The sequence below is a fragment of the Rhizobium anhuiense genome, assembly GCF_003985145.1.
GTDB lineage: Bacteria > Pseudomonadota > Alphaproteobacteria > Rhizobiales > Rhizobiaceae > Rhizobium > Rhizobium anhuiense.
The window spans coordinates 53,907-76,911 of the sequence record NZ_ML133538.1 but is presented as its reverse complement, the minus strand read 5'-3'; the positions used below and the strand labels follow the sequence as shown (position 1 = coordinate 76,911).

The following is a 23,005-nucleotide window of genomic DNA, read 5'->3' as shown; positions in this document are numbered from 1 at the left end:
GGCCGCCGCGGGAAATTTGCCAAATCGGAATCCCCGCTTCACAATCATAAAAACCAAGTGACTATATGGGGTTCCGGAGAGACGATGGCAAGCGCCGACCAATTGATCAACGCCTTCACGACGCTGCTCGTCACCATCGATCCGCCCGGTCTCGCACCGATCTTTCTGGGCCTGACGACAGGCATGAGCCGCAGTGAGCGCACACAGGTAGCGCTGCGTGGCTCGACCATCGCCTTCATCATTCTCGCCGTCTTCGCGCTGTTTGGCGCCGGCGTGCTCAGCGTGCTGGGGATTTCGATCGGCGCCTTCCGCATCGCCGGCGGGCTGCTCTTGTTCTGGATCGCCTTCGAGATGGTGTTCGAGAAGCGCCAGGACCGCAAGGAGAAGGCCACCGAGGTGGCAATCACCAAGGATCACATCGAAAATATCGCCGTCTTTCCCCTCGCCTTGCCGCTGATTGCCGGCCCGGGCGCGATCTCGGCGACGATCCTGCTTGCTGGAACGCTCGCCACCTCCGTCGGAAAAGCGCAACTGATCGGCGTTCTTGCTGCCAATCTGCTGCTGACCTTCCTCATGCTGCTCGTCGCCGAACGGCTGGACCGTTTCCTCGGCGTCACCGGCCGGGCGATCCTGACACGGCTTCTCGGCGTCATCCTCGCCGCCCTCGCCGCCCAATTCGTCGTCGATGGCGCGAAATCGGCGCTCAATCTGATCAGCGCGACGCCGCACTGAGAAGGGCTAGAAATCAAAGAAAAAGAGCATGACGCCGTCAAAGGCATCATGCTCTCAGGTCTTTCACTAGCCCAGGAAGGCTCGCGATCAGAACGGGATGTCGTCGTCGAGATCCCGCGAGAAATTGCCGCCGCCAGCGCCGCCGCGGCTCGGGGATGAAGAGGGAGCCGGCGCGCCGTAGTCGTCGCCATAATCGTTGCCGCCGCTGCCGCCGCGGCCGCCGCCGAAGCCGGAGCTGGCACCGCCGCCATCGCCGCGGCCGTCGAGCATCGTCAGCGTCGAACTGAAGCCCTGTAGCACCACTTCGGTGCTGTAGCGGTCCTGGCCCTGCTGGTCCTGCCACTTGCGGGTCTGCAGCTGGCCTTCGATATAGAGCTTGGCGCCCTTCTTCACATATTGTTCGACAACCTTGCAGAGGCCTTCGTTGAAGACGACGACAGTGTGCCATTCGGTCTTTTCACGGCGCTCGCCGGAATTGCGGTCGCGCCAGGTCTCCGAGGTCGCGATACGAAGATTGGCGATCGGCCGGCCATCCTGAGTGCGGCGGATTTCGGGGTCTGCACCCACGTTTCCAACCAGAATTACCTTATTCACGCTACCAGCCATACTTCTCACCCTGCCTGCCGCCCTGCCCGGCGGCGTTTAATCGATCGGCGCACCTTAAACCATCACGGACCGCCGATGCGCATGGGCGGCATTTAATCCACATGTTTATCCATCAGAAAGCCGCATGCATTCATCAGGAATTTTGTTCTTTATTTGTTCTAGTTTATCCGTATGATCCTGTCAACAGAATCGAAAACCTTGAGCCTTCCCGGATATTCAGCCTCGACTCGCCCGTCGGCATCACTAAATAAGGGCTGTTATCCAGAAAACCAAAGCAGAGACGATGAGCGAACTGAAGACGATCTCCATCCGCGGCGCGCGCGAGCATAATCTCAAGAGCATCGATCTCGATCTGCCGCGTAACAAGCTAATCGTCATGACCGGGCTTTCAGGGTCCGGCAAATCCTCGCTCGCCTTCGACACGATCTACGCCGAAGGCCAGCGGCGTTATGTCGAGAGCCTGTCGGCCTATGCCCGGCAGTTCCTCGAAATGATGCAGAAGCCCGACGTCGACCAGATCGACGGGCTGTCGCCGGCGATCTCGATCGAGCAGAAGACCACCTCGCGCAATCCGCGCTCGACGGTCGGCACCGTCACCGAGATCTACGACTATATGCGCCTGCTCTTTGCCCGCGTCGGCGTTCCCTATTCGCCGGCGACCGGTCTGCCGATCGAGAGCCAGACCGTCAGCCAGATGGTCGACCGCATCCTCGATTTCGGCGAGGGCACCCGTCTTTATATTCTTGCGCCGCTCGTGCGCGGACGCAAGGGCGAATACAAGAAGGAACTGGCCGAGCTGATGAAGAAGGGCTTCCAGCGCGTCAAGGTCGACGGCCAGTTCTACGAGATCGCCGAGGCGCCGGTGCTCGACAAGAAATACAAGCATGACATCGACGTGGTGGTCGACCGCATCGTCGTGCGCTCGGATGTCTCGGCGCGTCTGGCGGACAGCCTGGAGACCTGCCTGAAGCTTGCCGACGGGCTGGCGGTCGCCGAATTCGCCGACAAGCCGCTGCCGCCGGAAGAGACGTCGGCCGGCGGCTCGGCCAACAAGTCGCTGAACGAGACGCATGAACGCGTGCTGTTTTCGGAGAAGTTCGCCTGCCCTGTCTCGGGCTTCACCATTCCCGAGATCGAGCCGCGGCTGTTTTCCTTCAACAATCCCTTCGGCGCCTGCCCGACCTGCGACGGCCTCGGCGCCCAGCAGAAAATCGATCCGGACCTGATCGTGCCCGAACCCGAACGGACGCTGCGCGACGGGGCGATCGCGCCCTGGGCGAAGTCGACCTCGCCCTATTACAATCAGACGCTGGAAGCGCTCGGCAAACATTACGGCTTCAAGCTCGGCACCCGCTGGAACGAGCTTTCCGACGAGGCCAAGGACGTTATCCTCAACGGCACCAACGACAAGATCGAATTCCATTATGCCGATGGCGCCCGTTCCTACACGACGCAGAAGAATTTCGAGGGCATCATCACCAATCTCGAGCGCCGCTGGAAGGAGACCGATTCCGCCTGGGCGCGCGAGGATATCGAGCGCTTCATGTCGGCCGCCCCATGCCCTTCCTGCAACGGATTCCGCCTGAAGCCTGAGGCCTTGGCGGTGAAGATCGACACGCTGCATATCGGCGAAGTGACCGGGATGTCGATCCGCGTCGCCCGCGACTGGTTCGAGGCGCTGCCGGCAAGCTTCAATGCCAAGCAGAACGAGATCGCCGTGCGCATCCTCAAGGAAATCCGCGACCGGCTGCGCTTCCTCAACGATGTCGGCCTGGAATATCTGAGCCTGTCGCGCAATTCCGGCACGCTGTCGGGCGGCGAGAGCCAACGCATCCGGCTTGCCTCGCAGATCGGCTCAGGGCTGACAGGCGTGCTCTACGTGCTCGACGAGCCGTCGATCGGCCTGCATCAGCGAGACAATGCCCGGCTGCTCGACACGCTGAAGCACCTGCGCGACATCGGCAACACCGTCATCGTCGTCGAACATGACGAGGATGCGATCCTGACGGCCGACGACGTGGTCGACATCGGCCCGGCTGCCGGCATTCACGGCGGCCAGGTCATCGCCCATGGCACACCGCAGGACATCATGGACAGTCCGAACTCGCTGACCGGCAAATATCTCTCGGGCGAACTCGGCGTTCCCGTTCCCGATGAACGCCGCAAGCCGAAAAAGGGCCGCGAGATCAAGGTGGTCGGCGCGCGCGGCAACAATCTGAAGAACGTCACGGCATCGATCCCGCTCGGGGTGTTCACGGCGGTGACCGGTGTTTCCGGCGGCGGCAAGTCCACCTTCCTGATCGAAACGCTCTATAAGTCGGCAGCGCGCCGCGTCATGGGCGCACGTGAAAACCCGGCCGATCACGACCGCATCGACGGTTTCGAGCATATCGACAAGGTGATCGACATCGACCAGTCGCCGATCGGCCGCACGCCGCGCTCGAACCCGGCGACCTATACCGGCGCCTTCACGCCGATCCGCGACTGGTTCGCCGGCCTGCCGGAGGCAAAGGCCCGCGGCTACCAGCCGGGCCGCTTCTCCTTCAACGTCAAGGGCGGACGCTGCGAGGCCTGCCAGGGCGACGGCGTCATCAAGATCGAGATGCACTTCCTGCCCGATGTCTACGTCACCTGCGATGTCTGCCATGGCAAGCGTTACAACAGAGAGACGCTCGACGTCACCTTCAAGCACAAGTCGATCGCCGACGTGCTCGACATGACGGTGGAGGAAGGCGTCGATTTCTTCGCGGCGGTGCCCGCCGTGCGCGACAAGCTGCAATCGCTGAAGGATGTCGGCCTCGGTTACATCAAGGTCGGCCAGCAGGCCAATACGCTCTCGGGCGGCGAAGCGCAGCGCGTCAAGCTTGCCAAGGAACTGTCGAAACGCTCGACGGGACGCACGCTCTACATTCTCGACGAGCCGACGACCGGCCTGCATTTCCACGACGTGGCCAAGCTGCTCGAAATGCTGCACGAACTGGTCAACCAGGGCAATTCGGTGGTGGTGATCGAGCACAATCTCGAAGTCATCAAGACCGCCGACTGGGTGCTCGATTTCGGCCCCGAAGGCGGCGATGGCGGCGGCGAGATCGTCGCGACCGGCACGCCGGAAGCGATCGTCAAGGAAAAGCGCTCCTATACCGGACACTTCCTGAAGGAATTGCTGGAACGGCGGCCGGCGAAGAAGGCGGTTGCGGCGGAATGACGATGAGGCCAGCGTCGCCCGATGATCTGGAAATGATCGCGACGCTGACAGCTGCCGCCTATCGGCCCTATACCGAACTCTTCGGCGCTGCGCCGATCCCGGTGACGGAGGATTACGCGCCGCGCATCGAACGCGGCGAGGTCTGGCTGCGCGAGGTCGGCGACGAAACGGCCGGCCTGGTGGTGGTCGAGCAGCATTCCGATCACCTCATGCTGTTCAGCATCGCGGTCTCGCCGGCCTTTCAGGGCGGCGGGCACGGGTTGGCGATGCTGCGCTGGCTGGAGGGCAAGGCGCGGGAATGGGCAGTGCCGGAAATCCGGCTCTACACGAATGCGCGGATGGAGCGGAACATCGCGCTCTATCGCGCCTTCGGTTTTCAGGAAACGGGTCGTCGGCCGAGCCCTTATCGGCCAGGATGGACGCTCGTCGACATGACGAAAGAAATCGATGCGGCCTGAGCGGCTGCCAACGGGGAGGACGACATGACGAAATCCGGCACTATCCGCACCGGCATCGGCGGCTGGACCTTCGAGCCCTGGCGCGGGCATTTCTTTCCTGATGACCTGAAACAGAAAGACGAGTTGAATTATGCCAGCCGCCAGCTGAAGGTCATCGAGGTCAACGGCACCTATTACAGCACCCAGAAGCCTGCAGTCTTCGCCAAATGGGCGGCAGACGTGCCCGATGGCTTCATCTTTTCGCTGAAGGCGACGCGTTTCGTCACCAATCGGCGGGTGCTTGCCGAAGCCGGTGAATCGATGGAGCGGTTCCTGACATCGGGTATCAGCGAACTCGGCGATCATCTTGGGCCGCTGCTCTGGCAATTTGCGCCGACGAAGAAGTTCGATCCGGAAGATTTCGAGGCCTTCCTGAAGCTGCTGCCGGCAAAACAGGACGGGCTGGCGCTGCGCCACGTGGTCGAGGTGCGGCACGATTCCTTCAAGGTGCCGGAATTCGTGGGCCTGCTGGCGAAATATGGGGTGGCGCCTGTTTGTGCCGAACATTTCGAATATCCGATGATCGCCGACGTCACGGCGGATTTCGTCTATGCCAGGCTGCAGAAGGGATCGGACGATATTGCCACCTGCTATCCGGACAAGGAGCTGAAGGCCTGGGCAAAGCGACTGGAGACCTGGGCCGAAGGCAAGATCCCCGATGACCTGCCGCTGATCGATGCCGATCGCAAAGTGAAGACCGAGCCGCGCGACGTCTTCGCCTTCATGATCCATGAGGGTAAGGTCAATGCGCCACACGGAGCGATCGCCCTGCAGCAAGCGCTGGCGAAATAAGCTTGGTGAGACTTGGCCCGGGGCTCAAAGCACCGGCGGCCCGAAGCTGAAGCATCGGGCGGGCTAAAGCGGCAAGACGTGGGTGGCAAGCTCCTCCGCCGTCAACCCCTTGCCGGCGCGTTGGCCGGCCTCGCCATGCAGCCAGACGCCGGCCGCCGCGGCCTCGAAGGTCGGCAAGCCCTGGGCGAGCAATCCGCCGATGATGCCGGCGAGCACATCGCCGGAACCGGCGGTGGCAAGCCAGACCGGGGCATTGGTATTGATGAGCGCACGTCCATCCGGCGCGGCGATGACAGTATCGGCCCCCTTGTAAACGATCGCTGCATTGGCGCGGCGGGCAGCAGCGACAGCCTTGTCCACCTTGCCGAGCGCATCATCGCTGCCGATATCGGGAAAGAGCCGCGCGAATTCACCCTCGTGCGGCGTCAGCACCAGACGCGGCTCACCGCGGAAAAGATCAAACAATTGTTGCGGATCGTCCTTGAACGAGGAGATGCCGTCGGCATCGAGCACCAGATGGCGATCGGCAAGAGCGGAGACGAAGCCGCGCGCCCTGGCGCCGATGCCAAACCCGGGGCCGAGAACGAAAGTCTGCAGCCGCTTGTCGGTGAGCCAGCCGCCGAGGTCGACCTCGTCGTCGATGGCATGCAGCATGACGGCGGTGAGATGCGCCGCATTGGCGGAGATCGCCGCGCGGGGAGCGGCGATCGTGACCAGGCCGGCGCCGGCCTTCAGGCCCGCGGTCGCCGACATGCGCGCAGCACCCGTCTTGTCCGCCTCGCCCGAGAACACGACCAGATGACCGCGCTTGTATTTGTGGGTTTCCAGCTGCTCGGCCGGCAGCAGACCCTTCCAGGCATCGGGCGTGTTCTCGGCGATAAGACCGGCAGCCTCAGCGCGGATGATGCGGGCGGGAATGCCGATATCGAAAACCTCCAATTCATTACAAAGCTCCCGGCCCGGCATCAGCAGATGGCCGGGCTTACGCGTCATGAAGGTGACGGTGCTGCAGGCCTGGAAGGCAGCCCCCAGCACCTTGCCGGTGCGGCCATCGAGGCCGGAGGGCAGATCGATGGCGAGCACCGGACGACCGGCCGCGGTGACGCGTCCGATCAGCGCGCGCACTTCGACCGGGACCTCGCGGCCGAGCCCCGCCCCAAACAGACCGTCGATAACGACATCGCCGGTTTCGGGTTGGTAGATGCCGAGTTCCAGTCCCTTAAGCGCGCAGCCGGCTCGGGCACGGGCGGCATCGCCCTTCAGCTTCGCGGGATCACCCAGATGGAACAGCGCCACCGCCGCTCCGCTTTGCTGCAGATGTCGTGCCGCGACATAGGCGTCGCCGCCATTGTTGCCGGGACCGCAAAGCACGACGAAACGAAAAGCGTCGGGATGACGTCGCAGCGCGGCAGCTGCAACCGCGGCACCCGCCTTCTCCATCAGGCCGAAGGAATCGATGCCGGATGCGGCAGCAGCGGCATCGACGGCAGCCATTTCGGCAGGCGTCAGGAGGAGCTGGGACAGATCTTTACTCATCATCCTATTCAATCGAAAAACGCCTAAAAAACAACCGCCTGAAACATCAAAGTGAAGGACTCATTTTAGGCATTTGCATATATTTTAATCTTTCAGATCCGTGTATTCGCAGTTGCGAAAATACCTGACTTTTTCGGTTTCGGATGTGTTTTTGATCAGAGACAATGTTTTTCCACCTGTTCCGTCACCAAAACGACATGAAATTCCCCGCAAACGCGGCTGTTTCGACAAAATCGACGCCTTTTTTCGATAAGATGGATTTCAAACTGGCACGATATCTGCATCATATCCGGCGAGCGGGAAAATTCCTGCCATAACGGGAGAAGCGGAGAGACATTTTCTCATGAAAAAGATCGAAGCGATCATTAAGCCTTTCAAGCTGGACGAAGTGAAGGAAGCCCTTCAGGAAGTCGGCCTGCAGGGTATCACAGTCACGGAAGCCAAGGGTTTCGGCCGTCAGAAGGGCCACACGGAACTCTACCGCGGAGCCGAATACGTCGTCGATTTCCTGCCGAAGGTAAAAGTCGAGGTCGTGCTGGCCGACGAGAACGCGGAGGCCGTCATCGACGCGATCCGCAAGGCGGCGCAGACCGGCCGCATCGGCGACGGAAAGATCTTCGTCTCCAACGTCGAAGAGGTTATCCGCATCCGTACCGGCGAGACCGGCATCGATGCCATCTGACCACTTTGCCAATTGCGCAAAGTCCGTTACCGTCACCGCCGACCTACACCGTCATCGCAAATCGGAGGAAACTAATTAATGGCGACCGCAAGCGAAATTCTGAAGCAGATCAAGGAAAACGACGTCAAGTTCGTCGATCTGCGTTTCACCGACCCGAAGGGCAAGCTGCAGCATGTGACGATGGACGTCGTCTGCGTCGATGAGGACATGTTCGCCGACGGCGTGATGTTCGACGGCTCCTCGATCGGCGGCTGGAAGGCCATCAACGAGTCCGACATGGTGCTGATGCCCGATACCGAGACGGTGCATATGGACCCGTTCTTCGCTCAGTCGACCATGGTCATCATGTGCGATATCCTCGATCCGGTTTCCGGCGAGGCCTATAACCGCGATCCGCGCGGCACCGCCAAGAAGGCCGAAGCCTACCTCAAGGCATCCGGCATCGGCGACACGATCTTCGTCGGCCCGGAAGCCGAGTTCTTCGTCTTCGACGACGTCAAGTACAAGGCCGATCCCTACAATACCGGCTTCAAGCTCGATTCGACCGAACTGCCGTCGAACGACGACACCGATTACGAAACCGGCAACCTCGGCCATCGCCCGCGCGTCAAGGGCGGCTATTTCCCGGTTCCTCCGGTCGACAGCGCCCAGGACATGCGTTCGGAAATGCTGACGGTGCTCTCCGAGATGGGCGTCGTCGTCGAAAAGCATCACCATGAAGTCGCTGCCGCCCAGCACGAACTCGGCATCAAGTTCGATACGCTGGTGCGCAACGCCGACAAGATGCAGATCTACAAATATGTCGTGCATCAGGTGGCCAATGCCTACGGCAAGACGGCGACCTTCATGCCGAAGCCGATCTTCGGCGACAACGGCTCGGGCATGCACGTGCACCAGTCGATCTGGAAGGGTGGCAAGCCGACCTTTGCCGGCGACGAATATGCAGGCCTCTCCGAGAGCTGCCTGTTCTACATCGGTGGCATCATCAAGCATGCCAAGGCGATCAACGCTTTCACCAACCCGTCGACGAACTCCTACAAGCGTCTCGTCCCGGGTTACGAAGCACCGGTGCTGCTCGCCTATTCGGCCCGCAACCGCTCGGCCTCCTGCCGCATTCCGTTCGGCTCCAACCCGAAGGCCAAGCGCGTCGAAGTCCGTTTCCCCGATCCGACCGCCAACCCCTATCTCGCCTTCGCCGCTATGCTGATGGCCGGCCTCGACGGCATCAAGAACAAGATCCATCCCGGCAAGGCCATGGACAAGGATCTCTACGACCTGCCGCCGAAGGAATTGAAGAAGATTCCGACTGTCTGCGGCTCACTGCGCGAAGCGCTCGAAAGCCTCGACAAGGACCGCAAGTTCCTGACAGCCGGCGGCGTTTTCGACGACGACCAGATCGATGCCTTCATCGAGCTGAAGATGGCCGAGGTGATGCGTTTCGAAATGACGCCGCATCCGGTCGAATACGACATGTACTATTCAGCCTGATCGGCTGCGAAGACCGAAAGTCCCGGTTCGCCGGGGCTTTCACCTCCCAGGTCATGGACGCCACCACAGCGCCGCGCGGCTATGAGACGCGCAAAAGACGCTGTAGCACTTGGAGTGCTGCATAATTTTGTCCCTAAATCCTTTCCGATTTAAGGAATTATGCAGTAGGAGGATATGACGTTCATGTGACGAACTCGCGCACAAATCTTGATTTGCGCGACACCAATCACCAAATTCGGTGATGAAAGGAAGTCGTACCATGAAAGAAAGAGTAGCAAAGTTCAGCATTGGCGAAGTGGTTCGGCACAAGGTTTTTCCGTTTCGCGGCGTCATCTTCGACGTTGATCCGGAGTTCGCGAATACGGAGGAATGGTGGAATTCCATTCCGGCCGAGGTGCGCCCGAGCAGGGACCAACCCTTTTATCACCTGCTCGCCGAAAATGATGAAAGCGAATATGTCGCTTATGTCTCCGAGCAGAACCTGATGAATGACGAAAGCGGCGCGCCGCTTCGCAACCCACAGATCTACCAGATTTTCGATCAGGCCCCGTCAGGGCAGTTCAAACCCAAGATGAGCTTCGCCCACTAAATCAGGCTGACCGACCGCAGGAAACAAGGCCTCGCACACTCCCGGCGAGGCCTTTTTCGTGGCGCAACAAAAAACCCGGCGCGAAGCCGGGTTTCTGTTCAAAGATGATGGCAGGATTACTGCGCCTTGGCTGCCTTCTGGGCGTCTTCCAGCTTCTTGCGAGCTTCCTCGGCCTTCTTCTGCATGCTGTCCTGCAGGCTGCGCTGACTTTCAGCGAGCTTGGATTCCGAAACGGGTTCGCCGTCATAAGCGCCGGTGAAGCCTTCAAGCGAAATCTTGATCGGGTTCGGGGCGCGGCGGAAGTTGATCGAGGTGAAGATCACGTCGCTGCCCTTCTTGAGGCTGGCGATCATCGCGTCGGTCAGCGGGATTTCGGCGGTGCACTTATCCGGCAGGCAGACAGCGTAGTCGAGCTTCTGGCCCTTGCCGCCGTCGATCTGCATGATGATGCCCGGAGGAATCAGGCGTGCGGTGGGAACCGAAACCTGCAGGAGCTTGCGGTTGATCTTGCCGGAAACCGAGATCAGGCCGACGGCCGTGACGAGCTGGCCGCCATTGGCGAGGATCAGGTTCTGGACAACACAGATGTCGTTGTCTTCCTGCTTGCTGCAGGTCTTGTACCAGCCGAGCTTCGGCGCACCGGAGGCCTGCGCATCGGCAGGCGCCGGTGCGGCCGCATCCTGGGCAAAGGAGGAGACCGGAGCCGAAGCGGCGCCGAACATCACTGCCAGAACGGACAGTGCTGCCCGCATTTTCTTTTCAGACTTGAACATCATAACGAATTCCGTCTCCTGATATCCGTTCGGGGCAGCGTCTTTGCCGCCCCAACCATCGGGTCGTTCGGCACTCCACCTCTTAAAAAAATAAGGCAAATGCATGACCCCGAAACTTCGGGTTCACCTGTTACATCGCAGCGTTCAAGATATCCAGCATTTCTTTGGCAATTTGAGAGGCAATTTCGCAGCCACGTCAAAGAAAACGCCGCTGCGTGTTGGAATCACTCGACCCCATGATAATCTCCCGCGTGAATCATGCCCCGTTTTTCACGGATCAAGGATTGCCGAATGCTCCGGATTATCGTCCCCCTCGTCCTCTCGCTGCTGTGCGGCGCTGTCGCCGCCGAGCCGCTGCACGGCATCGCGATGCACGGTGAGCCGGCTTTGCCGGCGGACTACAAACACTTCCCTTACGTCAATCCCGACGTAAAAAAAGGCGGCAAGATCACCTATGGCGTCGTCGGCACCTTCGACAGCCTCAACCCCTTCATCCTGAAGAGCATGCGCACGACGGCGCGCGGCATGTGGGATCCGGAATATGGCAATCTCGTCTACGAATCGCTGATGCAGCGCTCCAGGGACGAGCCGTTCACGCTCTATGGGCTGCTTGCCGAGACAGTCGAATGGGACGACGACAGAAGCTTCATTCAGTTCAACCTCAATCCGAAGGCGAAATGGGCCGATGGCCAGCCGGTAACGCCCGAAGACGTGATGTTCACCTTCGAACTGATGCGCGACAAGGGCCGCGTGCCCTTCGCCAACCGCCTCAACGTCGTCGCCAAGATGGAGAAGGTCGGCGAACACAGCGTGCGCTTCACCTTCAACGACAAGGCCGATCGCGAAACGCCGCTGATCTTCGGTCTTTTCCCGGTGCTGCCGAAACATGCGATCGATCCTGAAACCTTCGACCGTTCGTCCTTGACGCCGCCGGTCGGCTCCGGTCCCTACAAGGTAAAGACGGTGAAGCCCGGCGAGAGCATCACCTATGAGCGCGATCCGAATTATTGGGGCAAGGACATTCCCGCCAAGGTCGGCACCGACAATTACGACCAGATCACCGTCCAGTATTTCCTGCAGGACACGACGCTGTTCGAGGCCTTCAAGAAGGGCGATGTCGACATCTATCCCGACGGCAATCCCGGCCATTGGGCCAATGCCTATAATTTCCCCGCCGTCACCTCGGGGGCCGTGGTCAAGGACACATTCACGCCGAAACTGCCGAGCGGCATGCTCGGCTTCGTGTTCAACACGCGCCGGCCGATCTTTGCCGATCTCAAGGTGCGCGAAGGCCTGTCGCTGGTGTTCGATTTCGAATGGGCGAACAAAAACCTCTATTCCGGCGCCTACAAGCGCACGCAGAGCTTCTGGCAGAATTCCGAACTGTCGAGTTTCGGGGTTCCCGCCAATGCAGCCGAGCTTGCCCTGCTCGGGCCGATCAAGGACAAAATCGCGCCGGAGATTCTCGACGGCGCCTACAAGCTGCCGGTGACCGACGGCTCCGGTCGCGACCGCAATGTGCTGAAGCAGGCCGTCGAACTGCTGAAACAGGGCGGATATACGATCCAGGGCGGCAAGATGCTCGATGCCTCCGGCCGCCAGCTCGCTTTCGAGATCATGACGCAGAATGCCGACCAGGAGAAGCTTGCCGTCGCCTATCAGCGTTCGCTGCAGACGATCGGCATCGCCGCTTCAATCCGCACCGTCGACGATTCGCAGTATCAGAGCCGGACGAACAGCTTCGACTACGATATGATCCTCAAGTCCTATACGTCTTCGTTGTCACCCGGAAATGAGCAGCTCGGCCGCTGGTCTTCAGCCGCCAAAACCCGCGAAGGCACCGACAGTTTCGCCGGTGTCGCCGACCCCGATATCGACACGCTGATCGACCATCTGCTTCGGGCGCGCTCGGCCGAGGATTTCACCGCGGCGGTGCGCTCCTACGACCGGCTGCTGCTTTCCGGCCACTATGTGCTGCCGCTCTACCACATCGACCAGCAATGGGTGGCGCGCAGCAAGCGCATCGGCCGTCCCGACAGCGTGCCGCTCTACGGCTATCAGCTGCCGGTATGGTGGGATACGAGCGTGCAGTAAGAATCAGCCGAACCGCCAGCCAAATGTCTCCCTTGGGAGACGCATGAGAATAAGGAAAATCATCATGGAGCGTATCACCATCGACGTCGTCTCGGATGTCGTCTGCCCTTGGTGCTATCTCGGCAAGGCGCGGCTGGAGCTCGCCATCGCCGAGGTCAGGACGAGATCGGCGTCGATATCAACTGGCGGCCGTACCGGCTCAACCCCGACTATCCCAAGGAAGGTGTCGACCAGAAGAAGGCGCTGGCTGAGAAGCTCGGCGGCGAGGAGCGCGTGGCGCAAGCGCACAAAATGCTCACCGATTACGGCCGCGACGTCGGCATCGCCTTCGATTTCGAGGCGATCAAGATCGGCCCCAACACGCTCGATGCGCATCGGCTGATCCATTGGGCGATGATCGAAGGCCGCGAGAAACAGGACAAGGTCGTTGGCGCGCTGTTCAAGGCGAATTTCGAGGAAGGCCGCAATGTCGGCGACCACGCCGTGTTGCTCGATATCGCCGAAAAGGCCGGCCTCGACCGCTCGGTCATCGCCTCGTTGCTCGCCTCCGACGCCGATCGCGACCTGATCGTCGCCGAGATCAAAGCGGCGCAGGAAATGGGCGTCAACGGCGTGCCGTTCTTCATTTTCGACCAGCAATATGCCGTCAGCGGCGCGCAGACGCCCGACGTGCTGGCCAATGCGTTGCGCGACATCGCCAAGGCGAAGGCCGAGGCGCGATCGGGGCTGAACTAACAGGCGGCAAAGCCCGACAACAGACTTGGCTTTGCTCAGCCCAGAATCGGAACGCAGCGCACCTCTGTTTTCACCGAATTGGCGATGAAACATTCGTCGTGGGCGCGATGATGCAGGGCTTCGAGTTCACTTAGGGAAGGCTGCTTTTCGCCGCTAAAGACGACATGCGGTTTCAACGTCACCACGGTCATGGCAAGACGGCCTTCGGCATTCTTCTCCATGATGCCCTCGGCGGCATCGGTGTAGCTGTCGACGCAAAAGCGCTGTTTGGCGGCGATCGACAGGAACCAGAGCATGTGGCAGCTGGAGAGCGAAGCGACGAAAGCCTCCTCCGGATCCACCGCGTCCTCGGCCGAATAGGGCAATGGGACGACATGCGAGGAAGAAGACGCCCTCACCTCAATGCCGCCGTCGAAGGTCCAGCAGTGGGCGCGGCTGTAGCGGTTGTCGGTGAAAGTCTCGCCGTTCCGCTGCCACACGATCGTCGCGCCATATGTCGCCATCTTCGTCTCCCTCTGCCTACTTCGCCATCTCGGCCAGTTGCGTCATGATCACCGCGGCGCCTTGCAGGCGTTTTTCCGGGGTCGGCAGGTCGCGGGTCAGGAACAGGCTGTGATCGGGGCGGATCTTCGCCATCGTGCCCTGCTTGCCGATATAACCGACGAGGTTTGCCGGATTGGGGAATTCCTTGTTGCGGAACTGCACGACGACGCCTTTCGGGCCGGCATCGAGCTTTTCGACATTGGCGGTACGGCAGAGCGACTTGATATAGACGATCTTCAAGAGATGCTGGACTTCGATCGGCATCGGGCCGAAGCGGTCGATCATCTCGGCGCCGAAGCCATCGATCTCCTTGAGCTCGGTGACTTCGCCGAGACGCCGGTAGAGCGCCATACGCAGATGCAGGTCCGGCACGTAATTTTCCGGGATCATCACCGTCGTGCCGACGGAGATCTGCGGCGACCAACCGGTGTCGTGGATCTCGTCGACGCCCTTGACCTCGGCGACCGCCTCTTCCAGCATCTGCTGATAGAGCTCGAAACCGACCTCCTTGATATGACCGGACTGCTCCTCGCCAAGCAGGTTGCCGGCGCCGCGGATGTCTAGGTCGTGGCTCGCCAGCTGGAAGCCGGCGCCGAGCGTATCCAGCGATTGCAGCACCTTGAGGCGGCGCTCGGCGGTTGCCGTCAGCACCTTATTGACCGGCAGGGTGAAGAGCGCAAAGGCGCGCACCTTCGAGCGGCCGACGCGGCCCCGCAGCTGATAGAGCTGGGCTAAGCCGAACATATCGGCGCGGTGAACGATCAGCGTGTTGGCTGTCGGCACGTCGAGGCCGGATTCGACGATGGTGGTCGACAACAGCACGTCGTAGCGGCCTTCATAGAAGGCGTTCATGATATCTTCGAGTTCGCCGGCCGGCATCTGGCCATGGGCGATCGCCACCTTCAGCTCCGGCACATCCGACTGCAGGAAGGCACTGATATCCTCGAGGTCGGCAAGCCTGGGGCAGACATAGAAGCTCTGGCCGCCGCGATAATGCTCGCGCATCAGCGTCTCTCGGATGACAAGACTGTCGAACGGCGAGATGAAGGTGCGCACCGCCATGCGGTCGACCGGGGGCGTGGTGATCAGCGACAATTCGCGCACGCCGGTCATGGCAAGCTGCAGCGTGCGCGGGATCGGGGTTGCAGACAGCGTCAGCACGTGCACGTCGCTCTTCAGCTCCTTCAGCCGCTCCTTGTGCTTGACGCCGAAATGCTGCTCTTCGTCGATGACGAGCAGGCCGAGATTGGCGAATTTGATGCCGGCGCCAAGCAGCGCATGGGTGCCGACGACGATATCGGTCTTGCCGTCCGCGACTTCCTTCTTGGTCAGCGCCAGCTCCTTGGCCCCGACGAGGCGCGAGGCCTGCTGGACACGCACCGGCAGGCCACGGAAACGTTCGGAAAAGGTCTTGAAGTGCTGGCGGGCGAGCAATGTCGTCGGCACGACGACGGCGACCTGGACGCCATTCATCGCTGCGACGAAGGCGGCGCGCAGCGCCACTTCGGTCTTGCCGAAGCCGACGTCGCCGCAGACGAGGCGGTCCATCGGCCGGCCGGCACCGAGATCGGAGCGCACCGCCTCGATGGCGTTATCCTGGTCCTCGGTCTCGTCATAGGGGAAGCGCGCGGCGAATTCGTCGTAGAGGCCGTCCGGCGTCGTCAGCATCGGCGCGTGGCGCGTCAGGCGCTCGGCGGCGATGCGGATCAGTGCATCGGCCATGTCGAGCAGGCGCTTCTTCAGCTTGGCCTTGCGCATCTGCCAAGCGCCGCCGCCGAGCTTGTCGAGCTGGGCGTCGGTGCCCTCGCCGCCGTAGCGCGACAGCAGGTCGATGTTTTCGACCGGCAGGAAGAGCTTGGCCTCGTCGGCATATTGCAACTCGAGGCAGGCATGCGGCGCACCGGCCGCCTCGATGGTCCGCAGCCCGACGAAGCGGCCGATGCCGTGTTCGGCATGGACGACGATCGAGCCCTCATCGAGGCCCGCAACCTCGGAGATGAAATCGGCGGCGCGTTTGCGGCGTTTGGAGCGGCGCACCATGCGGTCGCCCAATATATCCTGCTCGCCGATGACGACGAGGTCGCCGGCCTCGAAGCCGGATTCGAGGCTGAGCACGGCCGCGGCCGCCTCGCCTCTCGCCAGCGAACCGACATCCTTCAGCGCCTCGACCGGCTTGACCTTTTCCAGGCCATGTTCGTTCAGCACCTGCAGCAGGCGTTCCAGCGAACCTTCGGTCCAGGCGGTGACCAGCACTTTCGCGCCGGCGGCACGCCGATCGGCAATATGCTTGACGACGACGTCGAAGATGTTGATGCGTTCGGCATCGCCGCCGCCCTCGGCGTTCGAACGGGCCCAACGCTGGCCCTGGCGGGCATCGACATTGACGACCCGCCTCGCCTCGCCCTCATGCTCGTTGAAGGGGCTGATGCGGATTGCGCCGAGCGCGTCGAGGGTTTTGACGAAAAGCTTGCTGTCGAGATAGAGCTGGCCCGGCGTCACCGGCTTGTAGGGCGTGCCCTGGTTCACCTGGCCCTTGGCCGGCTGGCCGGAATTCAGGCGGGCATCGTAATAGTCGAAAACGAGCTTGGAGCGCTCCTCCGCCGCCTCGCGCACCGTGTGGTCGATGACGATACGGAAGCCGCTGAGATAATCGAAGACGGTATCGAGCTTCTCGTAGAAGAGCGGCAGCCAATGCTCCATGCCGGGGTAACGGCGGCCTTCGGACACGGCGAGATAGAGCGCGTCGTCGCGGGTGGTGGCGCCGAAAGCCGAAAGGTAATTCTTGCGGAAGCGACTGATCGTATCCGGCGTCAGCGTCACCTCGCTCATCGGATTGAGATCGAGGGAGCGCACCTGCCCGATCGTGCGCTGGCTGGCCGGATCGAAGCTGCGGATCGATTCCAGCGTGTCGCCGAAGAAATCCAGGCGGACCGGCTCTTCCGAACCCGGCACGAAGACATCGAGAATGCCGCCCCGCACGGCATATTCGCCGACCTCGCGAACGGTCGCGACGCGTTCAAAGCCGTTGCGCTCCAGGCGGCCGGCGAGATCGTCCATGCGCAGCTGGTTGCCGGGACGGGCCGAAAAGCTGAGGCTCTCGATGACATCCTGCGGCGCCACCTTCTGCAGCATGGCATTGGCGGTGACGAGCACGATTGCGGCATGCGGCTTCTTGCGATGGGCAATCAGGCCGCCAAGTGCGGCTAGCCGGCGGGCCGACGTGTCGGCGCTCGGCGAGACGCGGTCATAGGGCAGACAGTCCCAGGCCGGCAGGGTGAGAACCGGAATGTCGGGGGCGACGAAACCGAGCATCTGTTCGAGATCGGCCATGCGGTGGCCATCCGACATGACATAGGCGACCGGCTCTCCCGTTCGAGCGAGCTCGGCGAGCAGCAGCGTCTCCAGACCTGCCGGCACATTGCCGATCGTCAGCGGCTCGGCAATGGCCGCAAGCTTCTTCGCATCGAAACCAGGGATCATTCCAGCGTCCTGAGGGGCTTGTCGAAATCGGGCTTATAGGCGGCGATGCGGGCAAACATCGGTGTCTGGAAACGCTCGGGCACCGGCCATGTTCCCATGATCCAGCGAACGAGATCATTGTCCTCTTCGGCCATGATCGTCTCGAACTCGTCGAGTTCGGCTTCCGACAGCGTGGCGACCTCGGCTTCGGCGAACTGGCCGAAGACCAGATCCATCTCGCGGATGCCGCGATGCCAGCAGCGGAAAAGGATCCTGCGGCGGCGCGGGTCGAGACCGGCACTCGTGAGCGTGACACCTGTCATGGCATTACCTTCCTGTTGATGCGCCTCTATAGACCCTGGAAAGCGGCTTGTCAGCCTTGCCAAGGCCGCATTGTTCATCGCATTTTGGCCGCATGCGCCCCGCCATTCTCGATCCTCTGTTTTCCCCCATTTCGGGCCTTCCGGGCGTCGGTCCGAAGATCGCCGAGCTGCTGGTGAAGCTGCTCGGGCGCGAGACTCTGGAGGATTGCCGGGTCATCGACCTCCTCTTCCACGCACCCTTTTCGCTGATCGACCGGCGCAACCAGCCGGGAATCGCGCGCGCGCCGCAGGGGGCGATCGTGACGATCACGGCGCGCGTCGACCGGCACCAGGTACCGCCGCGCGGCAAAAGCAATATCCCTTACCGCGTCTTCCTGCATGACGAAACCGGCGAGCTGACGCTGGTCTTCTTCCGCGGACAGGCGGCATGGCTGGAAAAGCAGCTGCCGATCGATGCCGAGGTGACGGTCAGCGGCAAGATCGACTGGTTCAACGGCCGCGCCTCGATGGTGCATCCCGATTATATCGTCAGGGCCGACGAGGCGGAGAGCCTGCCGCTGGTCGAGCCGATCTATCCCCTGACGGCGGGGCTCTCGCCGAAGACGCTGCGCAAGATCATCGACGCCGGCCTGCCGCGCTTTCCCGAGCTGCCGGAATGGATCGATCTCTCGCTGACACAGAAGCAGGGCCTGCCGTCGATCCGCGACAGCTTCCACATGCTGCACGAGCCGCGCGACCCCACCGATATCGACCCGCAGGCCCCTGCCCGGCGGCGGCTTGCCTATGACGAGTTCCTCGCCGGCCAGCTGTCGCTGAGCCTGGTGCGGCAGAGGCTGCGCAAGGTGGCGGGCCAGCCGGTGCATGCCACAGGTGCCGTTAGCGGCAAGATCCTGAAAACCTTGCCCTTCTCGCTCACGACAAGCCAGAACGAGGCGATCGCCGAAGTTTTGAAGGACATGGCCGGCAACGAGCGCATGCTGCGACTGCTGCAGGGCGATGTCGGCTCCGGCAAGACGCTGGTGGCGCTGATGGCGATGGCGGCGGTGATCGAGAGCGGCGGCCAGGCCGTGCTGATGGCGCCGACCGAAATCCTGGCGCGGCAGCACCACGCGACGATCTCGAAATTCGCCGCCGCCGCCGGGCTTGGCATCGAGGTGCTGACCGGGCGCACCAAGGGACGCGAACGGGAGGAGATCCAGGAGCGCATCGCCTCGGGTGCTGCACAGATCGTCATCGGCACACATGCGCTGTTCCAGGACAGCGTCACCTACGCCAATCTGATGCTTGCCGTCGTCGACGAACAACACCGTTTCGGCGTGCATCAGCGGCTGCGGCTGACGGCCAAGGGCATCTCACCGCATATGCTTGTCATGACGGCGACGCCGATCCCGCGCACCCTGGTGCTTGCCGCCTTCGGCGATATGGACGTCTCCAAGCTCACCGAGAAACCGGCCGGCCGCAAGCCGATCCAGACGATCACCGTGCCGATGGAACGAACCGGCGAAATCGTCGGGCGGCTGCAAAGCGCGATCGCCGAAGGCAAGAAGGCCTATTGGATCTGCCCGCTGGTCGAGGAGTCCGAAGAGCTCGACCTGATGTCGGCCGAGGAGCGGCATGCGACGCTCACCGCCGCGCTCGGCCCCGATATCGGCCTCATCCATGGCCGGATGAGCGGACCGGAGAAGGATGCGGCGATGTTGGCGTTCAAGAACGGCGAGACCCGGCTGCTCGTCGCCACGACAGTCGTTGAGGTCGGGGTCGACGTGCCGGATGCAACGATCATGGTGATCGAACATGCCGAACGCTTCGGCTTGGCGCAATTGCACCAGCTGCGCGGCCGGGTCGGGCGCGGCGACGAGGCCTCGACCTGCATTCTGCTCTATAAGGGGCCGCTCGGCGAGACCGGTCATGCCAGGCTCTCGATCATGCGCGAGACGGAAGACGGTTTCCGCATCGCCGAGGAGGACCTGAAGCTGCGCGGCGAAGGCGAATTGCTCGGCACAAGACAATCCGGCACGCCGGGTTTCCGCATCGCCAGCCTCGAGGCGCATGCCGACCTGCTGGAGATCGCCCGCAAGGATGCCGCCTATCTGATCGAGCGCGATCCGGAGCTGACCGGTGAAAGAGGACAGGCGATCCGCACCCTGCTCTATCTTTTCCGCCGTGACGAGGCGATCCGGTTTTTGAGAGCGGGTTGAAACGCGACGCCGCAGCGTTGGGCGACAGGCATCAATCCGCCTTGGAAACCGCCACCGGCTTTGGCCGCGGCAAATGCTTCTGCTTCGGATCGGCCGGCTTGTGTTCGGGCGCCACAAGCCCGCCTGAAATCAGGAACTTGGCGGCGTCTTCCGGCGACATATCGAGCATGACGATCTTCTCGCGCGGCACGAAGATGAGGAAGCCCGCCGTCGGCACCGGCGTCGGCGGCAGGAAGACGGCGACCATATCCTGGCCCATGGCATCGAACTTCGAAGCGATTTCGCCCTTGGCGTCTGTGGCGATGAAGATCAGCGCCCAGAGGCCTGGACCCGGATATTCGATGAGGCCGACCTTCTTGAAAGAGTTCGCCTGCTCCTTCAGCACGGTTTCGAAAATCTGCTTCACGCTTCTGTAGATTGTGCGCACCAGCGGCATGCGCTGGACGATCGATTCGCCGAAGCGGACGATACTCTGGCCAATCAGGTTCTTGCCGAGAAAGCCGACGACGGTGATCAGCACGACGGCGATCAGCAGGCCGAAACCGGGAATGGCGAAATTGAGATAACTTTCCGGATTCCAGCGCGCAGGAATATAGGGCCTGACCCAGCTGTCCGACCAGTGGATGAATGTCCAGGTCAGCCAGATAGTGATCGCGATCGGGGCGCAGATGATCAGCCCTGCGAGAAAATTATTCCTCAGCCGGGTCGCGACCGGCATTCTGGGGGTGTTGTCGGTCATCGTTTCCTGATGAACTCCATCTCAGTCGTGGACAGGCCGGAACGCCGGCCCTTCCCCCTTGTCCGCACACCAAAATTGCCAGAATTCGGGACGTCGCACAATATGTTTCGGCGCGACGATCCCGGCGTTGCAGGCTTATTCCACGGTCACGGATTTCGCCAGGTTGCGCGGCTGGTCGACATCGGTGCCCATGAAGACGGCGGTGTGATAGGCGAGCAGCTGGATCGGCAACGAGAAGATCATCGGCGCGATGATTTCATCGACCACAGGCAGGGTGATCGTTGCCATGGTCGGCAGTTTCGAGGCGCTAGCACCGGCCTCGTCCGTGATGAAGATAATGCGGCCGCCGCGGGCTGCGACCTCCTGCATGTTCGAGACGGTCTTTTCGAAGAAACGGTCATAGGGGGCGATGACGATGACAGGCATGTTCTCATCGATCAACGCGATCGGTCCATGCTTCAACTCACCGGCGGCATAACCTTCGGCATGGATATAGGAGATTTCCTTGAGCTTCAGCGCGCCTTCCATGGCGAGCGGGAAGCTGGTCCCGCGGCCGAGATAAAGTACGTCCTTGCACTTCGACAGCTCGCGCGACAGGCTTTCCATCTGCGGCTGGATCAGGTTCAGCACCCGGCTCATGATGCGCGGCATTTCGGCGAGATGGCGCACCAGCGCCCTCTCCTCCTCCGCAGTCACCGTGCCGCGCGCCTTGCCGGCGCCGATCGCCAGCGACGCCAGCACGGCAAGCTGGCAAGTGAAGGCCTTGGTGGAGGCGACACCGATTTCGGGGCCGGCCATGATCGGGAAGACGGCGTCGGATTCGCGCGCGATCGTCGATTCGCGGACATTGACGACGGCGCCGATCTTCAGCCCGTTGTCCCGGCAATAGCGCAGCGATGCCAGTGTGTCGGCGGTCTCGCCTGATTGCGAGATGAAGAGTGCCGCCTGCGACGGCGACAGCGGCATTTCGCGGTAGCGGAATTCGGAGGCGACGTCGATTTCAACAGGCAGGCGGGCATAACGCTCGAACCAGTATTTGCCGACGAGACCGGCGAGATAGGCAGTGCCGCAAGCCGAGATCGCCAGGCCGGTCGTCGCCTTGAAGTCGATCGCCGCGGCATTGGCGCCGATGGTGTTTGCGGCGAAATCGACATAGTGGCTGAGCGCGTGGGAAATCACCTCCGGCTGCTCGTAGATTTCCTTTTCCATGAAATGGCGATGGTTGCCCTTGTCGACGACATAGGCGGTCGCCTGCGAGATCTGGCGGGCGCGCTTGACCGGCTTGCCGGCGAAATCGAGCACCGACACGCCGTCGCGGGTGAGGACGGCGCAATCGCCGTCGACGAGATAGCTGATCTCGTTGGTGAAGGGCGACAGCGCGATCGCATCCGAGCCGAGGAACATCTCGCCGCGGCCGTAGCCGACGGCAAGCGGCGGGCCGGAACGGGCGGCCATGATCGTGCCGGGATCGGCCTTCAGCATGACGGCCAGCGCATAGGCGCCGGTCACCCGGTTCAGCATCTTCAGCATGGCGGCGCGCGGCTCCAGGCCTTCGCGCAGATATTTCGCCATCAGATGAGCGACAACCTCCGTGTCGGTCTGGGTTTCGAAGACCGAACCCTCTTCCGTCAACTCGTCGCGAAGCTCGGAAAAATTCTCGATGATGCCGTTATGGACAACGGCCACTCCCTCGACGAAATGCGGATGGGCATTGGTCTCATTGGGAACGCCGTGGGTCGCCCAGCGTGTATGGGCGATTCCGACGGTGCCGGGCAGTGGTTCGGTGTCGAGGCGCTTTTCCAGATTGAACAGCTTACCCTCGGCGCGGCGGCGATCCATCACGCCGTCATGAATGGTGGCGACGCCGGCGGAATCATAGCCGCGATATTCGAGACGCTTCAGCGCATCGACCAGGCGCCCGGCAACAGGCTGATTTCCGACGATCCCCACAATGCCGCACATATAGTATCCTCATTCGTCTGCGCAATTCCGGACGCAAAACCGCTAGCGCACT

At 61.8% G+C, this 23,005-nt stretch carries 17 protein-coding genes and 1 pseudogene; 10 read left to right on the top strand and 8 right to left on the bottom strand.

Annotated features, from left to right (window positions below; all coding sequences use genetic code 11):
• The first annotated feature begins 84 nt into the window (after positions 1 to 84).
• Positions 85 to 732 (top strand): MarC family protein, encoded by a 648-nt coding sequence (locus EEQ99_RS30040; protein WP_018242015.1) that lies wholly within the window; start codon positions 85 to 87, stop codon positions 730 to 732.
• 87 nt (positions 733 to 819) lie between these two features.
• Here EEQ99_RS30040 and EEQ99_RS30035 read toward each other — a convergent pair whose 3' ends face one another.
• Positions 820 to 1,338: a single-stranded DNA-binding protein gene (locus EEQ99_RS30035; RefSeq protein WP_047615135.1), complete on the bottom strand. Its 519-nt coding sequence runs from the start codon at positions 1,336 to 1,338 to the stop codon at positions 820 to 822.
• 283 nt (positions 1,339 to 1,621) lie between these two features.
• Between EEQ99_RS30035 and uvrA the strand changes: the two genes are divergently transcribed.
• The 3 genes from uvrA to EEQ99_RS30020 are packed head-to-tail and all read left to right on the top strand — an operon-like array spanning position 1,622 to position 5,832.
• Complete coding sequence (gene uvrA, locus EEQ99_RS30030) at positions 1,622 to 4,543, top strand: excinuclease ABC subunit UvrA (RefSeq protein WP_063475577.1); 2,922 nt, start codon at positions 1,622 to 1,624, stop codon at positions 4,541 to 4,543.
• Positions 4,540 to 5,001, top strand: coding sequence for a GNAT family N-acetyltransferase (locus EEQ99_RS30025; RefSeq protein WP_028756885.1), 462 nt, complete (start codon positions 4,540 to 4,542; stop codon positions 4,999 to 5,001). Before uvrA ends, EEQ99_RS30025 begins: the two co-directional genes overlap by 4 nt.
• 24 nt (positions 5,002 to 5,025) lie before the next feature.
• The gene (locus tag EEQ99_RS30020) at positions 5,026 to 5,832 is read left to right on the top strand and encodes a DUF72 domain-containing protein (RefSeq protein ID WP_028756886.1); all 807 of its coding nucleotides are present in this window, start codon (positions 5,026 to 5,028) and stop codon (positions 5,830 to 5,832) included.
• Positions 5,833 to 5,895: 63 nt separating this feature from the next.
• Here the strand turns inward: EEQ99_RS30020 and EEQ99_RS30015 are convergent, their stop codons facing one another.
• Entirely contained in the window at positions 5,896 to 7,368 is a 1,473-nt protein-coding gene (locus tag EEQ99_RS30015) for a bifunctional ADP-dependent NAD(P)H-hydrate dehydratase/NAD(P)H-hydrate epimerase (RefSeq protein ID WP_063475576.1), read from the bottom strand.
• A 343-nt stretch (positions 7,369 to 7,711) separates the two neighbouring features.
• On the opposite strand from EEQ99_RS30015, the gene EEQ99_RS30010 reads away from it, so the two are divergent.
• The 3 genes from EEQ99_RS30010 to hspQ all read left to right on the top strand — a co-directional run bounded on the left by EEQ99_RS30010 (position 7,712) and on the right by hspQ (position 10,127).
• Positions 7,712 to 8,050 (top strand): P-II family nitrogen regulator, encoded by a 339-nt coding sequence (locus EEQ99_RS30010; protein ID WP_003539626.1) that lies wholly within the window; start codon positions 7,712 to 7,714, stop codon positions 8,048 to 8,050.
• Positions 8,051 to 8,128: 78 nt separating this feature from the next.
• Complete coding sequence (gene glnA / locus EEQ99_RS30005; RefSeq protein ID WP_028756888.1) at positions 8,129 to 9,538, top strand: type I glutamate--ammonia ligase; 1,410 nt, start codon at positions 8,129 to 8,131, stop codon at positions 9,536 to 9,538.
• A 259-nt stretch (positions 9,539 to 9,797) separates the two neighbouring features.
• On the top strand, positions 9,798 to 10,127 hold the full coding sequence (gene hspQ, locus EEQ99_RS30000; RefSeq protein ID WP_063475575.1) for a heat shock protein HspQ: 330 nt from the start codon (positions 9,798 to 9,800) through the stop codon (positions 10,125 to 10,127).
• Between the two features lie 116 nt (positions 10,128 to 10,243).
• On the opposite strand, the gene EEQ99_RS29995 is transcribed toward hspQ, so the two are convergent.
• On the bottom strand, positions 10,244 to 10,903 hold the full coding sequence (locus EEQ99_RS29995) for an invasion associated locus B family protein (protein WP_047615121.1): 660 nt from the start codon (positions 10,901 to 10,903) through the stop codon (positions 10,244 to 10,246).
• Positions 10,904 to 11,191: 288 nt separating this feature from the next.
• Here EEQ99_RS29995 and EEQ99_RS29990 point away from each other — a divergent pair, with 288 nt between their 5' ends.
• Both EEQ99_RS29990 and EEQ99_RS29985 read left to right on the top strand, forming a co-directional pair.
• The gene (locus EEQ99_RS29990) at positions 11,192 to 12,994 is read left to right on the top strand and encodes an extracellular solute-binding protein (RefSeq protein WP_097623156.1); all 1,803 of its coding nucleotides are present in this window, start codon (positions 11,192 to 11,194) and stop codon (positions 12,992 to 12,994) included.
• A gap of 64 nt (positions 12,995 to 13,058) precedes the next feature.
• Positions 13,059 to 13,729: pseudogene (locus tag EEQ99_RS29985) on the top strand (DsbA family oxidoreductase).
• Between the two features lie 35 nt (positions 13,730 to 13,764).
• On the opposite strand, the gene EEQ99_RS29980 reads toward EEQ99_RS29985, so the two are convergent.
• From EEQ99_RS29980 to EEQ99_RS29970, 3 genes are read right to left on the bottom strand one after another with little or no spacing between them, the layout of a single operon-like run.
• On the bottom strand, positions 13,765 to 14,232 hold the full coding sequence (locus EEQ99_RS29980) for an OsmC family protein (RefSeq protein ID WP_047615425.1): 468 nt from the start codon (positions 14,230 to 14,232) through the stop codon (positions 13,765 to 13,767).
• Between the two features lie 16 nt (positions 14,233 to 14,248).
• Positions 14,249 to 17,752 carry a transcription-repair coupling factor gene (gene mfd, locus EEQ99_RS29975; RefSeq protein ID WP_047615823.1) on the bottom strand — a complete coding sequence of 1,168 codons (3,504 nt, stop codon included), beginning with the start codon at positions 17,750 to 17,752 and terminating at the stop codon, positions 14,249 to 14,251.
• Positions 17,749 to 18,054 carry an FAD assembly factor SdhE gene (locus EEQ99_RS29970; RefSeq protein WP_127431586.1) on the bottom strand — a complete coding sequence of 102 codons (306 nt, stop codon included), beginning with the start codon at positions 18,052 to 18,054 and terminating at the stop codon, positions 17,749 to 17,751. Before EEQ99_RS29970 ends, mfd begins: the two co-directional genes overlap by 4 nt.
• Positions 18,055 to 18,146: 92 nt before the next feature.
• Here EEQ99_RS29970 and recG point away from each other — a divergent pair, with 92 nt between their 5' ends.
• A complete protein-coding gene (gene recG, locus EEQ99_RS29965) occupies positions 18,147 to 20,252 on the top strand; it encodes an ATP-dependent DNA helicase RecG (RefSeq protein ID WP_097630822.1) in 2,106 nt (701 codons plus the stop codon).
• 31 nt (positions 20,253 to 20,283) lie between these two features.
• On the opposite strand, the gene EEQ99_RS29960 is transcribed toward recG, so the two are convergent.
• Both EEQ99_RS29960 and glmS read right to left on the bottom strand, forming a co-directional pair.
• Positions 20,284 to 20,991, bottom strand: a complete 708-nt coding sequence (locus EEQ99_RS29960; RefSeq protein WP_047615113.1) for a DUF502 domain-containing protein — start codon at positions 20,989 to 20,991, stop codon at positions 20,284 to 20,286.
• 135 nt (positions 20,992 to 21,126) lie between these two features.
• Positions 21,127 to 22,953: a glutamine--fructose-6-phosphate transaminase (isomerizing) gene (glmS, locus tag EEQ99_RS29955; RefSeq protein WP_047615111.1), complete on the bottom strand. Its 1,827-nt coding sequence runs from the start codon at positions 22,951 to 22,953 to the stop codon at positions 21,127 to 21,129.
• Between the last annotated feature and the right edge of the window lie 52 nt (positions 22,954 to 23,005).